The sequence below is a fragment of the Pantoea sp. UBA7232 genome, assembly GCF_002473195.1.
Lineage (GTDB): Bacteria > Pseudomonadota > Gammaproteobacteria > Enterobacterales > Enterobacteriaceae > Pantoea > Pantoea eucrina.
Map to the genome: position 1 here is coordinate 1 of NZ_DKTK01000018.1, position 19074 is coordinate 19074.

Annotated in this window: 16 protein-coding genes; 7 read left to right on the plus strand and 9 right to left on the minus strand. The window is 59.8% G+C overall.

What is annotated here, in order from left to right; all coding sequences use genetic code 11:
• Positions 1–463 precede the first annotated feature (463 nt).
• On the plus strand, positions 464–1537 hold the full coding sequence (locus tag B4056_RS14495; protein ID WP_094110893.1) for an acyltransferase family protein: 1074 nt from the start codon (positions 464–466) through the stop codon (positions 1535–1537).
• Positions 1538–1656: 119 nt separating this feature from the next.
• On the opposite strand, the gene B4056_RS14500 is transcribed toward B4056_RS14495, so the two are convergent.
• From B4056_RS14500 to B4056_RS14520, 5 genes are all read right to left on the minus strand, one after another.
• On the minus strand, positions 1657–2517 hold the full coding sequence (locus B4056_RS14500; protein WP_094110894.1) for a DeoR/GlpR family DNA-binding transcription regulator: 861 nt from the start codon (positions 2515–2517) through the stop codon (positions 1657–1659).
• Between the two features lie 120 nt (positions 2518–2637).
• A complete protein-coding gene (locus B4056_RS14505; RefSeq protein ID WP_071668919.1) occupies positions 2638–3582 on the minus strand; it encodes a D-ribose ABC transporter substrate-binding protein in 945 nt (314 codons plus the stop codon).
• Between the two features lie 70 nt (positions 3583–3652).
• Positions 3653–4708, minus strand: coding sequence for an ABC transporter permease (locus tag B4056_RS14510; protein WP_071668920.1), 1056 nt, complete (start codon positions 4706–4708; stop codon positions 3653–3655).
• 22 nt (positions 4709–4730) lie between these two features.
• Positions 4731–6269, minus strand: coding sequence for a sugar ABC transporter ATP-binding protein (locus B4056_RS14515; RefSeq protein WP_094110895.1), 1539 nt, complete (start codon positions 6267–6269; stop codon positions 4731–4733).
• On the minus strand, positions 6266–6916 hold the full coding sequence (locus B4056_RS14520) for a DUF2291 family protein (protein ID WP_288655111.1): 651 nt from the start codon (positions 6914–6916) through the stop codon (positions 6266–6268). The genes B4056_RS14515 and B4056_RS14520 overlap by 4 nt, the downstream gene beginning before the upstream one ends.
• Positions 6917–7338: 422 nt before the next feature.
• On the opposite strand from B4056_RS14520, the gene B4056_RS14525 reads away from it, so the two are divergent.
• Genes B4056_RS14525 through B4056_RS14540 form a run of 4 tightly spaced genes read left to right on the plus strand, consistent with a single transcriptional unit; the run spans position 7339 to position 12402 of the window.
• Positions 7339–8907, plus strand: coding sequence for an FGGY-family carbohydrate kinase (locus tag B4056_RS14525; RefSeq protein ID WP_071668820.1), 1569 nt, complete (start codon positions 7339–7341; stop codon positions 8905–8907).
• Complete coding sequence (locus B4056_RS14530) at positions 8900–10438, plus strand: glycerol-3-phosphate dehydrogenase (protein ID WP_113655207.1); 1539 nt, start codon at positions 8900–8902, stop codon at positions 10436–10438. Before B4056_RS14525 ends, B4056_RS14530 begins: the two co-directional genes overlap by 8 nt.
• Position 10439: 1 nt before the next feature.
• Positions 10440–11402 (plus strand): sugar phosphate isomerase/epimerase family protein, encoded by a 963-nt coding sequence (locus tag B4056_RS14535; RefSeq protein ID WP_039384364.1) that lies wholly within the window; start codon positions 10440–10442, stop codon positions 11400–11402.
• A 49-nt stretch (positions 11403–11451) separates the two neighbouring features.
• Positions 11452–12402 (plus strand): sugar-binding transcriptional regulator, encoded by a 951-nt coding sequence (locus B4056_RS14540; protein ID WP_104085349.1) that lies wholly within the window; start codon positions 11452–11454, stop codon positions 12400–12402.
• A 39-nt stretch (positions 12403–12441) separates the two neighbouring features.
• Here the strand turns inward: B4056_RS14540 and B4056_RS14545 are convergent, their stop codons facing one another.
• The 4 genes from B4056_RS14545 to ampC form a co-directional block, all read right to left on the minus strand.
• Positions 12442–13182, minus strand: a complete 741-nt coding sequence (locus B4056_RS14545; RefSeq protein ID WP_094110899.1) for a DNA-binding transcriptional regulator YciT — start codon at positions 13180–13182, stop codon at positions 12442–12444.
• A 12-nt stretch (positions 13183–13194) separates the two neighbouring features.
• On the minus strand, positions 13195–14400 hold the full coding sequence (locus tag B4056_RS14550; RefSeq protein ID WP_376780628.1) for a YbiU family protein: 1206 nt from the start codon (positions 14398–14400) through the stop codon (positions 13195–13197).
• 315 nt (positions 14401–14715) lie between these two features.
• On the minus strand, positions 14716–15162 hold the full coding sequence (locus tag B4056_RS14555; RefSeq protein WP_288655119.1) for a GNAT family N-acetyltransferase: 447 nt from the start codon (positions 15160–15162) through the stop codon (positions 14716–14718).
• 9 nt (positions 15163–15171) lie between these two features.
• Positions 15172–16287 carry a class C beta-lactamase gene (gene ampC / locus B4056_RS14560; RefSeq protein WP_094110901.1) on the minus strand — a complete coding sequence of 372 codons (1116 nt, stop codon included), beginning with the start codon at positions 16285–16287 and terminating at the stop codon, positions 15172–15174.
• A 181-nt stretch (positions 16288–16468) separates the two neighbouring features.
• Between ampC and B4056_RS14565 the strand changes: the two genes are divergently transcribed.
• Entirely contained in the window at positions 16469–18220 is a 1752-nt protein-coding gene (locus B4056_RS14565) for a glycerol-3-phosphate dehydrogenase/oxidase (RefSeq protein WP_039384369.1), read from the plus strand.
• Complete coding sequence (locus tag B4056_RS14570) at positions 18204–19049, plus strand: class I fructose-bisphosphate aldolase (protein WP_094110903.1); 846 nt, start codon at positions 18204–18206, stop codon at positions 19047–19049. Before B4056_RS14565 ends, B4056_RS14570 begins: the two co-directional genes overlap by 17 nt.
• Positions 19050–19074 lie beyond the last annotated feature (25 nt).

Below are 19074 nucleotides of genomic sequence, written 5' to 3' on the forward strand. Positions count from 1 at the left end.
GCGATCCGGATCCGACAACCGGCGGGCCTGGGCGCCATTAATGGCGCCCCTACAAAACCGTATGCGTCCCGGATCCGACAACCGCGCGGGCCTGGGCGCCATTAATGGCGCCCCTACGGGATAACAATGCCAACCGTAGGGGACGCATTTATGCGTCCCTGGCGTATTTATGCGCCCGCGGTGATGTCCGGGCGCCATTAATGGCGCCCCTACGGGGTTTTATGGGCGTGCGTTGAATGATGACGTGTTATCCGGGCGCTCCGGCGAATTTTGTAGGGGGCGCATTAATGCGCTCCTGGTGAACATGCGCCCGCCCCCTGGTAAAAGAACATGCGCCCGACCCCGGCTCACGCATAAATCCGGCGACCGCCCGGCGGGATTCAATTAGCATGTATTCATGCGTCATCTTTTATCGTGGTACTTTCTGACAAAGTACCTCGGAATCGGCCACAGGATGTGTTAAATGAAGATCCTTTCTGTTCAGTATCTGCGCGGGCTGGCCGCGCTGCTGGTTGTTGTTGCGCATAACGCGTTACTGTTACCGGATGGTATGGCGGCGCATATTCCGGGCGCGCTGGGCGTCGATATCTTCTTTATCATCAGCGGCTTTATCATGACCTTTATTACGGTACACTCCGCTGAACGTCCGCTGCCTTTTCTGATTAAGCGTTTCTTTCGCATCTGGCCGGTGTTTTTTCTGGTCTGGCTGGCGGCCTGGACGCTGGTGTATAACGAACGCGGATTCCAGCAGATGGGCTGCGTGCTCTACTTTTGTCTGCAGGATTACAGCAGCACCGGACCGGTGTTTGGTTACAGCGCGCTGGGGCCGCCGTGGACGCTGACTTATGAAGTGCTGTTCTATACGCTGTTCACGCTGGCGATGTGTATCAGCTATCGTCAGCGCAGTCTGGTTTGCAGCCTGATGTTTATCGTTGCCTCCGTCGGCTTTCAGCTGGCCTATAACGGCAGCGTCACCCTCTCCTCTCAGGCGTCTCCGGACCTGGTGGTAAACGCCTGGTGGCAGGCGTGGATCAAACTCAGCAGCAATACCATCGTATTTGAGTTTATTACCGGCATGCTGCTGGCCGAACTGGTCGTCAGCGGCAACATGCCGGCGCTGCGCACCCGCGGACAACGCATTGTCTGGTTAGCGCTCGCCGCCGCCGCGGGTATCGCATTATTGACAGGCCCGCAGCCATTTGGCCTGCACGGCGGCTACTGGCTGGCCGCCATTATCATGGCCTGCGTCATTCTGCTTAGTGACGAACGACAGTCAGCGCCGCAGCCGGTGCTGAATTTCCTCGGCAACATCTCTTACTCCCTCTATCTGGTGCACTATCCGCTGCGCCGCGTGCTGCTCAACCAGCTGCCGGCTGACGCCAGCGCAGGCACAAAGCTGCTGGTCTTTGCGCTGTCGGTAAGCGGCAGTATCGCGCTGGCTGCGCTGCTGTTTCGCTATGTCGAACGCTACGCTATCCGCGCGGGGAAAAAGCTGGCCGATAGCTGTTATAGCTGGTTCTCCGTGCAAAAAAGCTGACCGAACAGCCGTGCCAGGCAGCTGAGGATACCTCCCCGCCGGGTGCTGTCCTGCTGATTGCGTCTGGCTGGAGGCGCTGGCCGATGAGGTAGGTCTGTTATTATGTTAAATAGCCCGGTTTACTCCGGGCTGCCAGCGGCGCGCTTGATCGGTGCAACCACCACGTTGACCCCGTTATCCTGCATGCGACGCAGCAGCGGCAGCGGCGTGCCCTGATTCACAATCACCACATCAAACTCGCGCAAATCGGCAAAGCGATGCAGCGCGCGCCGGCCAAACTTGGTGTGATCCATCAGCAGAATACGCTTCTGTGCCGACTCAAACATGGCGCGCTTGGTCTCTACCGTCTCTGCTGACTGATGAAACACCGCGTCATCCACAATGGCGGACATGCTGACAAAAAAGATATCCGCGCGCAGCGAGGCGATCTCTTCGCGCGTCATGCGCCCCATAAACGCGTTACACCAGGGGTGATACTGCCCGCCCAGCCCCATCAGGGTAATATCCCGCCCGTTACGCAGCTCGTTCATCAGGGTCAGCGAGTTGGTGATCACCGTCAGCGGCGCTTTCGCGTAAAGCTGCCGCACCAGCTGAAATACCGTGGTGGAATCATCCAGAAACAGCGCCTGCCCTGGCTCCAGATAGCTGGCTGCAACTTCGGCAATCGCCTGCTTCTCCTCCAGCTGGCGCGTAGCGCGATAGATATCGCTCGATTCCACCAGGCTGGTTGAGGTAGCCGATACGACCCCGCGCGACTTATGCAGCAGGCCGCGCTCGACCATTTCATCAATATCACGGTGTGCGGTCATCAGACTGATACCAAACCGCGCGGTCAGATCTTCGATTCGTACGGCGCCCTCGGCCATGACCGCTTCCGCGAGCAGCTGGCGGCGCGCCTGCTGGCGTGCCTGGCGACTGTCGCCGGGCAGCGTATCCGCCGTGAAAACACCAGGCAGCGTGTCGTGTGGGTTATGCGCCATATAGATTCCGGAGAGGAGTAAAATGCAGGATTAGTTTTAATTACAGCGCGTTATACCCATTAATGCAAATAACCGATCGCCTGCACCCCGGCCAGCTGCGGCCAGCCGGGGATGCTGCGGTTACTGTTTAAGCACAAACGGTGAAATGAAGTTGCCGGCGTTCTCTTTGGTGATCAGCACGCAGTCAAACAGCTGTTTTTCAGCCGGTGCGCCGGTTTTTCCGGTTTTCAGGAAAGTATCTGCCTGCTCAATCGCTTTCTGTGCAAACAGCGCTACCGGCTGCATAACGGTATAGGCCAGCGTGCCGGCTTTCACCGCATCGACCGCGTCCGGCGTGCCGTCAAAGCCCCCGACCTTGATCTGCCCCAGTTTGCCGGCCTGTTTCAGAGCCGCAATAGCGCCCAGCGCCATCTCATCGTTACCGCTGATCACGCCTTTGATATCCGGATTCGCCTGAAGCAGCGACTGCATCTTGTTAAAGCCCTGCGTGCGATCCCAGTTCGCCACTTCCTGACCCGCCTTTTTCAGATCGGGATATTGCGACAGCACGGTATCAAAGCCGTTGGCGCGGGTTGCCGCATTATTATCCGAGGGCGGTCCTACCAGCTCAACATAGTTACCGCTGTCGCCCACCTGCTTCACCCACTCCATGGCACCAGCGGCGGCGCCCTGCGCGTTGTTTGAAACCAGCTGCGCTTTCGCCAGCCCGCTCTGATTCAGCTCTGCGTTAATGACAAACACCGGAATATTGGCGGCAATCGCTTTTTTCACCGAGCCGATGGAGCCGTCAGCGTTGGCCGGATCGAGGATGATCGCTTTAGACTTATTGGTGATGGCGGTATCGATCAGCTGGCTTTCCGCGTTGGTATCGCCTTTATGGGCACTGACTTTGGCGCTGTAGCCAAGTTTTTCAGCCGCCTTCTGCGCGACCTGGCCCTCCGTCAGCCAGTAAGGGTTAGAGGGATCGTTGACGATAATAGTCATCAGACCTTTATCGGCCCAGCCTGGTGCAGCAAAGGTGCTGATGGCGACGGTAGCGGCAAGCATAAGACGTTTGGTAAACATAGTGACTCCGTTATTATCAGGGTACAGGTTTTTTTTACGGATAAACGCGCACCGCAGCGGCGCGCGCAATTCAGCGGCTGCGTCGCCCGTACTGCAGCGTATTCAGTAACACGGCCAGTACAATCACGGCCCCGGTAAACACCGTCTGCCAGTAGGCAGAAACGCCGATAATCACCAGACCATCAGAGAGAAAGCCAATCACGAATGCTCCCAGTAGCGTGCCGCGCACGTTACCGCGCCCGCCGGTCAGCGCCGCCCCGCCAATGACCACGGCCGCAATCGCCGTCAGCTCGTAGGTGGTACCCGCCGTCGGGCCGGCAGAGGTGAGCTGCGAAGAGAGCACCAGCCCCGCCATCGCGGCACAGATACCTGACAGCACATATACGCTAATCTTCACGCGTTTCACCGGCACGCCGGAGAGATCGGCGGCACGCTCATTGCCGCCTGACGCATAGAGCCAGCGGCCAAACGCGGTACGGCTCAGCAGAAAACCGCACGCCAGCGCCACCGCGCCGAGTACCAGCACGCCAACCGGAATGTTGAACAGCCGGTTAAACCCAAGCCAGTCAAAGCCGGTGTTGCCCAGGGATTCACTGCCGGAAAGCTTGTTATAGGTCAGACCGTTAGTCATCAGGAGCGCAATGCCGCGCGCCACATACATAGTGCCAAGCGTGGCCACGAAGGCGGGTACGCGGCAGATGGCAATCAGTACGCCGTTCACCAGCCCTACCAGCGCGCCCACGACCAGCGTCAGGATCGCCACGGCCCACACCGGCAGATAGAGCACTACGCCGAGCGCCTCAAGGCTGATGCCCTGCATCATAAAGCCCGCCATTACGCCAGCCAGTCCCAGCGTGGAGCCGACGGAGAGATCGATGCCGCCATTCAGGATCACCAGCAGCATACCGATAGCGGGCAGGCCGAATATCGCCACGTGTGACGCCATCGTCAGGAAGTTAGCTCCGCTAAAATAGTTAGGCGACAGAAACGAAAACGTCGCGATAATTACCAGCAGCGCAATAAAGGCGCGTCCCTCCAGCAGCAGGCGAGCCAGGTTAAGCTGTTTTGTAGTGCGGGAGGCATTCGCCGCGGGCGAGGTGGCCAGCGTTTGCGTTTGATCGGTCATACTTTTCACTCCGTTTTTCATGTTATGCCACCAGTGCTTCACCCGACGCCGCCATGATGCGCTCTTTACTCACGCTGGCGTCGAAAATGGCGGAGATACGTCCTTTGCTCATCACCACGATGCGGTGAGCGATGCTAAGACATTCACCAACCTCGGAGGTGGTATAAACCACCGCCAGCCCCTGCTTCGCACTCTCTGCCAGCAGGCGAAACACTTCTGCTTTGGCACCGATATCGATGCCGCGGCTTGGCTCATCGAGCAGCAGCACGTTGGGCCGCGTCGCCAGCATCTTGCCAATCACAACTTTCTGCTGATTACCGCCCGAGAGCGAGCCGATTGCCGCGTCACCGCCTGCGGTTTTCACCGTGACGTTGCGAATGGTATCGCTTACCAGCTGCTTCTCACGGCGGGCGGAGAGCATCAGTCCCCGGACAAACTCACCGATGCTGGCCAGCGACAGGTTCTCCCCTACGCTCATGGTCTGTACCAGTCCGTCGCGCTGCCGATCTTCCGGCACCAGCGCCAGCCCGATAGCGATACGCTGCGCCAGAGATAAGCGGCTAATCTCCGTCTCCTGCAGCCGGATATCGCCGCTGCTCTGCGCGATACGTCCGGCAATGCACTCCAGCAGCTCCGTGCGCCCTGCTCCCATCAGGCCATAAATACAGACTATCTCGCCCGCCTTTATGGTCAGCGACAGGTTGTCTACCAGCCGGATGCCGGTTTTACTCTTCACCGTCAGGTTCTCAACCGTCAGCGCGGGCGGGCCAAAGGCGTAACCCTGCGGCGGCGAGCCGAGATCGAAATGCTCCCCCACCATGTTGCGCACGATCCACTCAAGATCGATATCGCTGCGCTGCGCCCAGGCGGTCATCACGCCGTCGCGCAGCACAACGGCGCGGTCGGTGATCTCCAGCGCCTCCTCCAGATGATGGGAGATATAAACGATGGCGACGCCCTGGCTGGTGAGATCGCGGATCACCTGAAACAGCACCCGGACTTCGGCGGCGCTCAGAGCCGAGGTCGGTTCATCCATGATCAGGATCTGCGAATTTACCGACAGCGCCCGGGCAATCTCCACAATCTGCTGCTGGCCGAGACGCAGGTTCTCGACCGGCGTCAGCGGATCGATATCCTCTTCGAGCGCCGCCATCAGGTGCCGGGTCAGCCGTGCCTCTTCGTCGTAGTCAACGCCGGTAGCCCCCATGATTTCGCGTCCCATGAAGATGTTGTCACGGACATTCATATTGGGCGCGAGATTCAGCTCCTGATGAATAATGGAGATACCGCAGCCGCGCGCCTCGGTGGCGGAGTGAAATAGCTTACTTTCGCCATTGAGCAAAATTTCCCCGGATGTTGGCGTAATCACGCCGGATAAAATCTTCATTAAGGTCGACTTGCCGGCGCCGTTTTCACCAAACAGCGTGGTGACTTCGCCGCGGCGTATCTCAAAGTTCACGCCTTTTAGCGCATGCGTTGAGCCATACACCTTGCTGACGTTACGCGCCTGCAGCACCACTTCACCTTTTAACAGCGCCGGATTAACAGGAAAGGGTTTCATTTAACCTCCACGCTGACCGGTGTGATCAGCCAGTTACCGGCATTAAGGAGGCGAAACACCCCGATGACCTCCACGGTCTTGCCCGGCAGCGCGTTGCGGTCAAGCTTCTCCAGAACGCTTTTTTTCATGGCGCGGTTCAGCGCTGCCCCGGCGTTCTGATACTCAATCTGGTTGGTAAAATCGCCGAACTGAATAGTGCCGCTGGCGTCGCGCAGATCGGTACCGCTCAGGGCCGGCCCGGTCTGCAGGCGTACTTTCAGGCTCTCCGGCACGCCGGCGACCTGCAGCGGAAAAATCCCCTTCTCGCCCGGCTGCACTACGCCCTCCAGCCTGACCGGGATCACCGGCAGCGGCGAGCCGACACCATACTGCGTGGCGGCGGCCTGCTGGTTCGCCTGCAGCGCTGCGGCCAGCGTTTGCGCCGCAACGGCGCGAAGCTCCACGCTCTGCTTCACCTCAGGAAAGTGCTGTTCCGCCCAGCTGTCTGGTGAAAAGCCCTGCTGCGTCTGCCCGGCGGCGTCGGTTCTGACAACGTGGGTATCCAGGGCAATGCCGGCTATGACGGCACAGCTCAGCACGGCGGTCAGCAGCAGGCGACGCCTGCGCTGCCGGTCAAGCTGGTGTGCGAGCACTGAAACATCAGACATAACGACACCTCATCGGGTTAACAGCCCGGAATTAACGCAGGCTGTGTTATATATGTGATAACTAATGTGATGAGAATTGTGCTGATGTGACTAAAATGTCAACAGCCCGGCGGCGATTTTTTCAGGAGAGCGATCTGGATCGCTGTTTGAACCGCAACCGCTGATAAAGGTTTAAATTCCCTTATGTCAGGGATGCTGGCGAGGATAAGTTGTCTGGAGGTGACTCAGTCGGGCGGTGATTTCGTGATCCTGCTCGCTAAGTGAGATGAAATATTTTACCTGTATTGAAATTTAATACGAAAGATATGTTATCTAAGTGAGAAAAGAAGTATCACTAGCAGCAGCATAATAATCACACGCCGTTAACACGGCATACGGCGGGATCGCAGGCAGCCCGCAGCACATACCAGGTGGAGGTGTCGGTGGAGAGTGGCGATATCATTGTGGGCCTGGATTCAGGTACCTCGGTGGTCAAGGCGGTAGCCTTTGATTTGACCGGCAAACAGCTGGCCTGCGCGTCGGTACGTAACCGCTATTATCGCGCAGCAGGTGGCGCAGCGCAGCAGTCGATGTCACAAACCTGGCAGGATGCGGCCAGCGCCCTGCGTCAGCTCGGCGACCATATCGACAACCTGGCCGCCCGCGTAGTGGCGTTAGCCGTGACGGCTCAGGGGGACGGCAGCTGGCTGGTGGATGCGGAAGATCGGCCAGTGGGTGACGCCTGGATCTGGCTTGATGCCCGGGCGGCCCCCACGGTGGCCACGCTGAATCAGCACCCGCTGGCGCAGGCGCGCTTTAGCGCAACCGGCACCGGACTCAATACCTGCCAGCAGGGGGCGCAGCTGGCACACATGGACAGGCACTTTCCTGAACTGCTGGCAAAGGCTGACGTCGCGCTGCACTGCAAAGACTGGCTCTATCTTAACCTGACCGGCGTACGCGCCACCGACCCGTCTGAGGCGAGTTTTACCTTTGGCAACTTTCGTCACGCCGGCTATGACGACACCGTGATTGACGCGCTGGGGCTGACGCACCGGCGTCATCTGCTGCCGGAGATTGTCGAGGGCACAGAGACCACGCATCCCCTGACCCGCGAGGCGGCAGCGCTGACGGGCCTGCGGGCCGGGACCCCGGTAGTGCTGGGCTATGTGGATATGGCGATGACGGCGCTGGGCGCGGGCGTCCACACCGGCGAGGCCAATACCGCCTGTTCGATTGTGGGTTCAACCGGCGTCCATCTGCGCAGCGTTACTGTTGATGATGTCTGGCTCAATCCGGCGCAGACCGGCTACGTGATCCCGCTGCCGTGGCCCGGTTATGTCACGCAGGTTCAGACCAATATGGCCTCGACGCTGAATCTGGACTGGCTGCTGAATGTCGCCGGAGACCTGCTGCAGAGCTTTGGCTGCGAAACCGATCACGCCCGGCTGGTGGCGCAGATTGATAGCTGGCTGACGCACACCACACCCGGCACGCTGCTGTTTCATCCCTATATTTCACTGGCGGGCGAACGCGGTCCCTTCGTGAATGCCAGCGCGCGTGCCGGTTTTACCGGCCTGCACTATCAGCACACTTTTGGAGACCTGGTGCGCGGCGTGGTAGAGGGAATTGGTATGGCGGCGCGCGACTGCTACCAGGCGATGGGTCAGGATCGGCCCGGCGAGATCCGTCTGACCGGCGGTGCGGTGCGTTCAGCACCGCTGCGGCAGATCCTCGCGGCGGCTATCGGTGCCCCGGTGCGTATCAGTCAGCGTGAAGAAGCGGGCGCGGCCGGCGCGGCAATGATGGCCGCGGTTGCAGTGGGCGCGTTCTCTTCTATGGCCGCGTGTGCCGAAACCTGGGTCCGCCCGCTGCTTGACGCGCCGGAAACGCCGCAGCCCGATCTGATGCAGCGCTACGACGCGCTGTTTCCTCATTATCAGCAGATCCGCAGCGATCTGCCGGCCTGCTGGCAGGCGCTGAATACCTGTAACGGAGTCAATCATGAGTGACACTATGCTGGATCTGTTTGTTATTGGCGGCGGCATTAACGGCGCCGGTATCGCCCGCGATGCCGCCGGTCGCGGCCTGTCGGTGGCGATGTGTGAAAAAGACGATCTGGCGCAGGGCACCTCCTCCCGCTCCGGGAAGCTGGTGCACGGCGGCCTGCGCTACCTGGAGTATTATGAGTTCCGGCTGGTGCGCGAAGCGCTGATTGAGCGGGAAGTGCTGCTGAATGCCGCCCCGCATATTATCTGGCCGATGCGCTTTGTGCTGCCGCACAGCCCCTCCGATCGCCCTGCCTGGCTGGTACGGCTCGGCCTCTTCTTCTATGACCATCTGGGCGGCCGTAAGAAACTGCCCGGCACCCGCACACTGGATCTGACGCGCGATCCCGAAGGCGCCCCGCTGCTCGACAGCTATAAAAAAGGGTTTGAGTACTCCGACTGCTGGGTCGATGACGCGCGGCTGGTGGTGCTGAACGCGCTGGATGCCGCTGAGCGTGGCGCAACCATTCTGCCGCGCACACGCTGCGTTGCCGCACAGCGCCTGGCCGGCAAGTGGCAGATAACCCTTGAAGATGTCAGCAGCGGCGAGCGCCGCACGCTGTTTGCGCGGGCAATCGTCAATGCGGCGGGGCCCTGGGTGCTGGACATTGTCAGCGACGTGACGCAGAGCCACAGCCAGCGCCGGGTGCGTCTGGTGAAAGGCTCACACCTTATCGTGCCTAAATTCTGGGAGGGTCAGCAGGCGTATCTGGTGCAGAACACCGATAAGCGCGTGATTTTTATCAATCCTTATGAAGGCGATAAAGCGCTGATTGGCACGACGGATATTCCGTGGGAAGGCAAAGCGGAAGCGGTGACCGCCGACGATACGGAACAACAGTATCTGTTAGACGTCGTTAACCGCTACTTCAAAGTTAAGCTGCGCCCGGCTGACGTTATTACCCGCTTCTCCGGCGTGCGTCCGCTGTTTGACGACGGCAAAGGCAATCCCTCCGCGGTGACGCGCGACTATGTGTTTGACCTCGATAACCAGCAGGATGCGCCGCTGCTGCACGTCTTCGGCGGGAAAATCACTACATTCCGCAAGCTGGCAGAGCACGCCCTGCAGAAGCTAGCCCCCTTCTTTCCGCAGATGGGCGCTGACTGGACGCGCGCGGCCACCCTGCCGGGAGGCGATATGGCTGACGCCGACTTTGAAACCTTCCTTGAGCAGTGCAAAGCGCGCTGGCCGTGGCTGCCGCAGCCGCTGCGTAAACACTACGCCCGCCTGTATGGGACGCGCATCGCGCAGCTGCTGGCAGACGCAACGGCGCTGAGCGATCTGGGGCGTCATTTTGGCGGGCTGCTGTATGAGGCCGAAGCACGCTATCTGGCTGACCACGAGTGGGCGCAGCAGGCGGAGGATATTTTGTGGCGGCGCACCAAGCATCAGCTGCACCTTACCCCGGCGCAGCGCGACGCGTTCATCACCTGGTTTGAAGCGGCTTCCGCGCGCGTGATCCCGCTGCGAGCCCGTGCAGGACAGGAGAACTGATATGGCCCTTACCCTTTCGCTTAATACGAATCCGCTGGTCAACCGCTTTGCCGATCCGCACGACTTAATTATCACGGTGGCGGAACAGATCCGCATTCGCGACCTGCAGCTGACCCATGAATTTATCAATCCGGGCTGGCCTGCCGCGACAATCACCGCCATGACGCGTCGTATGCAGCAGGCGCTGAACGCCACCGGCGTGCGCGTCACCTCCGGTATGACCGGCCCCTACGGGCGACTGAACCACTTTGGTCATCCCGATGCTGCGGTGCGCCGCTACTATATTGACTGGTTTAAAACCTTTGCGGATATCACCGCTGAACTGGGCGGTGTGGCTATCGGCTCGCAATTTGCCATTTTTACGCAGCGCGACTTCCGGGACGCAGAGCGCCGCGAAACGCTTATCGATATCGCCACTGACTGCTGGCAGGAGGTCGCTGAACATGCGCGCGCGGCGGGGCTGAAATATCTTTTCTGGGAGCCGATGAGTGTGGCGCGCGAGTTTGGCGAAACCATTCCCGCCGCGCTGGCCCTGCAGCAGCGCCTGAGCCAGCGCGATTTTGCCCTGCCGATGTGGATGATGGCGGATATTGATCACGGTGATGTGACCTCGGCCGATCCGCAGGATTACGATCCTTACGCCTGGGCCGAAGCGGTGCCGCGCTGCTCACCGATCATTCATATCAAGCAGAGCATGATGGATAAAGGCGGGCATCGTCCGTTTACAATGCAGTACAATGACGGCGGCCGTATTCAGCCGCAGCCGCTGCTGGAGGCGCTGGCGCGTGGTGGCGCGCAGGATAATGAAATCTGCCTGGAGCTGAGTTTCAAAGAGCGCGAGCCCACCGACAGTCGCGCCGTGGCGGAGATCGCAGAGAGCGTCGCTTTCTGGGCCAGCCATATTGAAACCGGCGTGGCGGACCTGCATCTGGCGACGCACCGGCCCGCCGGAGCGCACAGCTAAACACGCGGGCCGGAGCCCGCGTCGTCTTCTACTCTGAATGGACAAAGACATGAAATCCGCACCTGCTTCTGCCGATCGTGATGACTCTCTGGCGCTGCGTGCGGCCTGGCTGCACTATGTAGGCGGTCTGACTCAGGCTGAAGTCGCTAAACGACTGGGGTTGCCTTCGGTAAAAACGCACCGCCTGATTGCGCGCATGGTGGCGGAAGGCGCAGTAAAAATCACCATTGATGGCGATATTCTCGACTGCGTGGCGCTGGAGGATAAGCTGCGTCAGCACTTTGGCCTGCGGTTTTGTCAGGTTGCGCCCGATCTGGGTGAGACCGGGCTGCCGGTGCGGGCGCTGGGGATGGCTGGCGCGGACTATCTGCGCCAGCTGCTGCTCGGCGCGCCCGCGATTACGCTCGGGCTGGGGCATGGCCGTACCCTCTCCGCGGCGATCCATCAGCTGGCGCGCCTTGAGGCTCCCCAGGCGCGCTTTGTGTCGCTGCTGGGCTGCCTGACGCGCAACTATGCGCTCAACCCGCATGATGTTATGCACCGCATCGCCGCCAAAACCGGCGCGCAGGCTTACATGATGCCGGTGCCGTTCTTTGCGAACACTGAAGAAGATCGCGATGTTCTGCTGGCGCAGCGCGGCGTCAGCGAGATTTTTGATATGGCCGCGCGCAGTGAGGTCAAGCTGGTCGGTATCGGGACGGTAGAGCCGGCGGCTCAGCTGGTTGAAGCCGGCATGCTCGAAGAGGCGGAGATCAACGCTCTCTCTGCAGCCGGCGCGGTGGGAGAATTGCTGGGCCACTTTTTTGCCGCCGACGGCACGCTGATCCACAACTCACTGACGGCGCGGACACTTTCCGTGCCGCTCAGCCAGAACCGCAGTGAGATTGTGGCGCTGACGGGTGGCCTGAGTAAAGTGGCGGCTATTCGTGCCGTGCTGAGCAGCGGTCAGCTCTCCGGGCTGATCACCGATGAGGTCACGGCGCAGGCGCTGCTGATATAACGCTGACCGGTCAGTAAAATAGCGCTCTGCACCGGCAGGTTAAATCTGCGTGACCTCCGTTCCCTGCGCCGTCAGCAGCGCCTGAGCGGCCGGATCAAGCTCGCTGTCGGTAATCAGCTGCCTGAACGGCTGATGCGGCGCCAGCGCATAAGGGTGGATCTGACCAAATTTAGAGGAGTCGGTCAGCGCAATAGTGTGCGCAGGCTTTTCCAGCAGCGCATGAACCACATCGCAGCGCAGCATGTTGCGCCCGGTAAAGCCGGTGGCGCGATCCCAGCCATCAATGCCGATAAAGACTTTATGAAAGCTGAGCTGCTGAATACAGAGCCGGGTCAGCGGACCGACCACCGACTCACTGCTTTTCTGAAACAGACCGCCGAGAATAATGACGTCGCCGCCCTTTTCACGCAGCAGGCCGGCAATATAGTGGCTTACTGTGACCAGCGTAACGTCATGCCGCTCGCTCAGCGTCTGTGCCAGCAGCGCATTGGTGCTGCCCCCCTCAATAAATACGGTTTCCCCTGCATTCACCAGAGAGGCGGCATAATCGGCCAGCCGTTTTTTTACGGCAAGGCGGGTTTGCATCCGGGCGCTGACGTCGTCACCGCCCGCAGCAACGGCGGAGCCATGCACCCGACGCAACAGCCCCTCTTTTTCCAGCTGGTTAAGATCCTGGCGCATCGTGACTTCAGAGACGCCGGTGGTCAGCGCCAGCTCGCTGACGCTGACGCTGCCGCGCGCGCTGAGCAGCTCGATAATTGACTGATGACGTGCGTTCATAGTGTCCTGCAGTTAGTCAGTAAGGCCCAGCGCCTGACGGCCGCGGGCGTTCAGATGCTGGGGCGTAAAGCGATCCTGCCAGTTAACCTCATAATCTTCACGCGGGAAATCACCGGGTGAAACACCCTCTGTCAGCGCCTGCGCCACCTGATGCGCGTAAGCGCGATTTTTGTCGCACATCGGCGCGGCCGGAATATACATCACATTACCCCAGCCCTGCTGATCTTCTACCGGCGCGACAGAATGTATCACATCGCAATGCCACCATACGGAATCGCCCGCTTCCAGCGCCGGAATGGAGCAGAGTCCGGCAATCAGTTCAGGATGCCAGCGCTCCGATACCGGCAGGACTTTACCCGGCTCAACCCCGCATAGCTCCTCTTCCGGTACATCGCTGAGCAGAGGACGCAGCAGCAGTAACGCCATTGCCTGCGGCACCGGCACAACGTGCAGCAAACCCTGATCCGGCTGCATATCAGAGAGCGCCGTCCAGCCCTGAAACGTACGGAATACCGAACATTTTGTGGTAGTACCGGACTGGTATTCATTTACCTCTGTGCGGTATGCCGCATCCCACGGGTCGTACTGTGCAAAGCGGTTATTAAAGATATGTCTGAATACCTGCTGATAAGCCGGCAGCAGCCAGCGCTCCAGCGCACCGGAATCGGTATGCGCACCGAGCCCTTTAGAGGTTGTGCCGGGCAGCCGCCGGCGGATGCGGTCGGGATAGATAATGCTGACATCAGGGTCAAACCAGCGTTTACCCTGAGAATCAAACCGCCACAGGTGATTGAGGAATCGCTGGGTGGCAGCCATCGCCTCACTCTGCCGCGCGGCCATTTGCGCCTGACTCCAGTAAATCGGATAGATTTCCGGCCGCGACGCCGCAAGATTGCCAAAGAAATCATCTCCCGGTCCCCGGTAGCCGGTCATAAAATCGTTATCGTCCAGATAACGCATCATCGATGCATCCCATCCCAGCGCGCATTCGCGGCTGAAATTACCTTTTACCACAACACAGCCGCGCCGCCGGATATGTGCTTTCTGCGCCTCACTGATTTCACCTGCGGCTATCGCCTGCCAGCTCAGCTGGGGCCAGGCGGAACCAGACTGCGCCTCTTCATTTCTGGCCGCGGCAAGCTCCGTCACCACGCTCTCCCGCACCTGCTTATACAGCGCCTCCACATCTCCGATCTGCTGGCGCAGCTGCTGCTTCATCTGACGAATGCTTTTTCTGAAATCGTCGGGCTGCTGCTCTGAAGAGAATAAAGTGGTCACAGAAATCACCTCTCGCTCTGGTTTCAAATGAAAGTTAACTGAATTTCATTCATAACACGCAGCTGGCGTATGGCAAGCCGGCTGTGGCGGAAAGCCGGACGCGGTCACAGCTGGCAGGAGGTTTCATTTGAAAGTGTGAGGTAACAAAAAGCTTAGTTCCTGCGGGCTGCCCTGCCCGCGGCTTATTTCTTCTGGCAAGCGCGTTTCGCAGAGGAGGTTAACCATGTTAATAAAAAACAATAATGTTTGTTGTAACTACTGAGGTGCTACCAGATAACGATACTGAATAAATTCCGTTTTCGTTGCCAGCCGGTCGTACAGCGCCCGTGCTGCGACGTTGCCCTCCTGCGTGTTCCAGTAGACCCGTGAACAGCCGCGCGCTCTGGCCTGCTCATAGACGGCCAGTATCAGCGCCTCACCCGCACCGTTACCGCGCGCCGCTTCTGCGACAAACAGGTCCTGCAGATAACAGTAGTCACCGCGCGTCCAGGTGGAGCGATGCGTCAGAAAATGCACCAGCCCCACCATGCTGCCACCCTGCTCCAGCACCAGACAATACATCGGTTCCGCACGGGAGAGCATGCGCCGGAACGTTTCGCCGGTCGTCACCTCATCAATCTCTGTCTGATAAAACTGCTGGTAGCCCTGCCATAACCGCAGCCAGGCCACATAATCCTCAGCCCGCAATGCCCGTATATTCATCGTCTCTCCTCACTTTGCCAGCGCACGGATAATCTCATCTGCAGCAATAACGCGATCGTCATTGGGTATCCATTTGTTGGCCAGCATAATCAGCCCCACCCTTTGGGAAGGGATAAACACCGCATAGGCAGAAAAGCCATTGGTTGAGCCGGTTTTGTTATACCAGGCGCGCAGCGGCACCGGCGCAGAAGGAGAAACCGGCGTGGCCCGCATACCGTTAAGTATGATTTTGCTGCTGTTCCCCGCCACCAGCTGCTGCTGAGTAACAGGCAGCGGGTAGTACTCCCACATCATCGCCTGCGTAAATGCCGCCGTGCGAAAATAGCCCTGATGGGTGGCAGCCACCGCCTGCCGCCAGGCAGGTACCACGTTAACCTCTCCCATCTGAATGCCGATCCAGCGAATCAGATCTTCTGACGTTGATTTCAGCCCATACGCTTCTGCATCCAGCGGCCCGGGCGTCACGCGTACCGGCCGGTTCTGTTTATCGTAGCCCTGCGCGTAATACGGCATGGCGCGCGGCGGCACCTGAAGAAAAGTACGATGCATTCCCATCGCCGGCAGCAGCATCGACTCCATTGCGCGCATAAATGACATATTCAGGCTCTTCGCCGCGATCATGCCGAGCATACCAATACCGAGGTTTGAATAGACGCGCTCTGTTCCCGGCTCTGCCTCAGGCTGCCACGCCTTATACCATTGCATCAGCTGCGCGCTATCCGTGACCTCCTCCGGCACAAACAGCGGCATGCCGCTGGTATGCGTCGCCAGGTTCAGCAGCGTAACGCGATCGAGCGCGCTGCCCTGCAGTGCAGGCAGCCACTGGCTGGCGCTGTCGCGAAGCTGCATTTTATGCTGCTGTACGGCGTAGCTGGCGAGCGTGGCGGTGAAGGTTTTGCTCAGCGAGCCGATCTCAAACAGCGTGCGGGAGGTGACCGGTTCTCCGCGATCGGTTGAAGTGACACCGTAACTATAAAAGGTCGTCTGGCCCTTGTTCAGCACGGCAACCGCCATGCCGGGGATCGCAAAGCGCGCCATCAGCGGCTCAATAATCTCATCCGGTGCCCGGGCAGCAGCAGAACTGGCGATAAACAGCAAAAATGTAGCCATAACGCGGCGTCGCATGAATAATCCTTATTCCTCAGAACCAAAAGCGGTGCGCATAGTATATCCGCCCCCGGCCCACCCCACATGCCCATTCGTGGTGTAAGTGAACAGAGTCACATCCTGAGTAAGCGGGTTTGCCGTTTTGGCTGCGCACTCCTATACCTTTGACGGATAAGCCTTCACCGTCAGGGAGCGTGCTATGGCTACTGTGTTAACCCGTAATGAGCGTCTCGACAGGCTGCGCCAGCGTCAGATTACACCGGTCCTGATTGCCGGAGGCGGCATAAACGGCATCAGTACCTTTCGCGAACTGGCCCTTCAGGGCATCCCGGCTATTCTGGTGGAGCGCGATGACTGGTGTCAGGCGGCAAGTGGTGCCCTGTCGCGCATGATCCATGGCGGCCTGCGCTATCTTGAAACCGGTGAGTTTGGTCTGGTTAAAGAGTCTGTGATCGAGCGCGACCGGCTGCTGAAAAACGCGTCGCACTATGTTTTCCCGCTGCGGACGACAGTGCCGGTGGAAACCTTCGGCGGCGGCATGGTCAACGCCACGCGACGGTTTCTGCGCCTCAGTGACAAACCTGCCCGGCGCGGTGCGCTGCTGATCAAAACCGGCCTCAGCCTGTATGACCTCTATACGCGCCAGTATGGCTCCATGCCTAAACATCAGGTACGAAGCGAGGCGGCAACCCGCGATCGCTGGCCGGGCTTTGCGCCGTGGGTGAAATATAGCGCCAGCTACTATGATGCGTGGATCAGCGCCCCTGAACGGCTGGGGCTTGAGCTGGTGGAGGATGCGGAGCGCGCCTGCAGCGACGCGCTGGCGCTGAATTATATGCAGTTAATCAGCAGCGACGGTGAGAGCGTCACGCTGAAAGATACGCTGAGCGGAGAGCAGTTTCGCCTGCAGCCACACGTGCTGGTCAATGCCGGCGGCGCGTGGATTGATCGGCTTAACCAGCAGATCGCGCCCAAAAGCGCCCGGCAGAAGCTGATTGGCGGGACCAAAGGGTCACATCTGATCCTCGATCATCCGGAGCTGCTGCGCATGCTCGATGGTGAAATGGTCTACTTCGAGAATCAGGAGGGGCGCGTCTGCATCCTCTATCCGTGGGGAGGTAAAGTCCTGGCCGGCTCAACGGATATCCGCGTTGACGATCCCGATAACGTGGTCTGCGAGGCAGCCGAGAAAGCGTATATTCTTGAGTCACTGCGCTTTGTCTTTCCTGAGGTGGTGGTGCCGGAGTCCGCCGTGGTCTACACCTTTTGCGGCGTACGTCCGCTGCCTGCCAGTGATGCAAAGCTGAGCGGTCAGATATCACGTAACCACTCGCTGGTGATGTTGCCGCCCGATCCCACCCGCGCCTGGAGCACGCTCTGTCTGGTAGGTGGTAAGTGGACCACTTTTCGCCGCTTCGGTGAAGAGGCGGCCGATCGCGTTCTGCGGCTGCTGGGCGAAAAGCGCCATGTTTCCACCACTGATTTAGCGATTGGCGGCGGGCGCGACTTCCCTGCTCCGGCGGCCCAGCCCGCCTGGATCGCCCAGCTGGCGCAGCAGCATGCGCTGCCGCTGCCGCGCGTCACGCAGCTGGTAAAACGTTACGGCAGCCGCGCCTTACCGCTGCTGTCGCTGCTGCGCGATGACGACCGTCCGCTGCATCACCACGCCGATTACAGCGCCACGGAACTGCGCTATCTGACAGAGCATGAGCAGGTGTGCCAGCTGGAAGATCTGCTGGTGCGCCGCACGTCGCTGGCGATCGGCGGCGAGCTGACCCCGCCGCTCATTCAGGAGATCTCGCTGCTGATGGCGCAGACGCTGGGCTGGAGCGAGCGGCAGCGGGTACAGCAGCTGCAGCGCTGCTGCGCGTCGCTGGCGCGTTTTCACGGCCTGCATGGCCTCTACCCTACGGTGATGCAGCAGGAGGCACAGCATGTCAGCGAGCAGTAAGGCACGCATGAAGCGGTTATTCCGTCACGGCCGCTGTCTGGACGTAGCGGTCGATCACGGTATTGCCAATGAACCCGATTTTCTGCAGGGGCTTGAGAATATTGACGCGGTGATGCAGAACCTGATTGCCGCGCAGCCCGATGCGATTCAGCTCAATTACGGACAGGCAGATCTGCTGCAGTGCGCGGAAGGAGTGAAACCCGCTCTGGTGCTGCGCACCGACGTCGGCAACGCCTATAACGCCGTGCGCCATCGCGAGATGTGGGCAGTGCTGCATAATCCCGATGAGCCGATTCTGGCGGCGCTGCAGCTGGATGCGGCCGCCGTGGTGGTGAATCTTTATCTTATCCCCGATGAACCCGCGATTTTTCGCATGTGCATCGAAAATATTGGCCGGCTGCGCCATGCGTGCGACCGCTACGGCATGCCGCTGATGATTGAGCCGCTGGTGATGGCACCCGCCGGTCAGGGGGCCGCCTACGGTTCACTGGGCGATGCAGAGCAGATTGTTCCGCTGGTGCGGCTGGCGCGCGAACTGGGCGCCGATATTATCAAAGCGGATCCAACCGACAACCCGGCTGATTTTCATCGCGTGGTAGAGGCGGCGCGCTGTCCGACGCTGGTGCGCGGTGGGGGTAAAGGCGAGATCGGTGCGGTACTGCACAAAAGCGCGCTGCTGATGGCGCAGGGCGCCAGCGGCATGGTGTATGGGCGCAATGTTTATCAGCACGCCTCTCCAGCACGGGTCGTCGCCGCCCTGATGGCCATTATTCATCAGGGTGTTAGCGGCGAGGATGCGCTGGCCCTTTATCAGCAGGCTGACGCCTGACCTGGCGCACGTTCTGTGCGCGCTC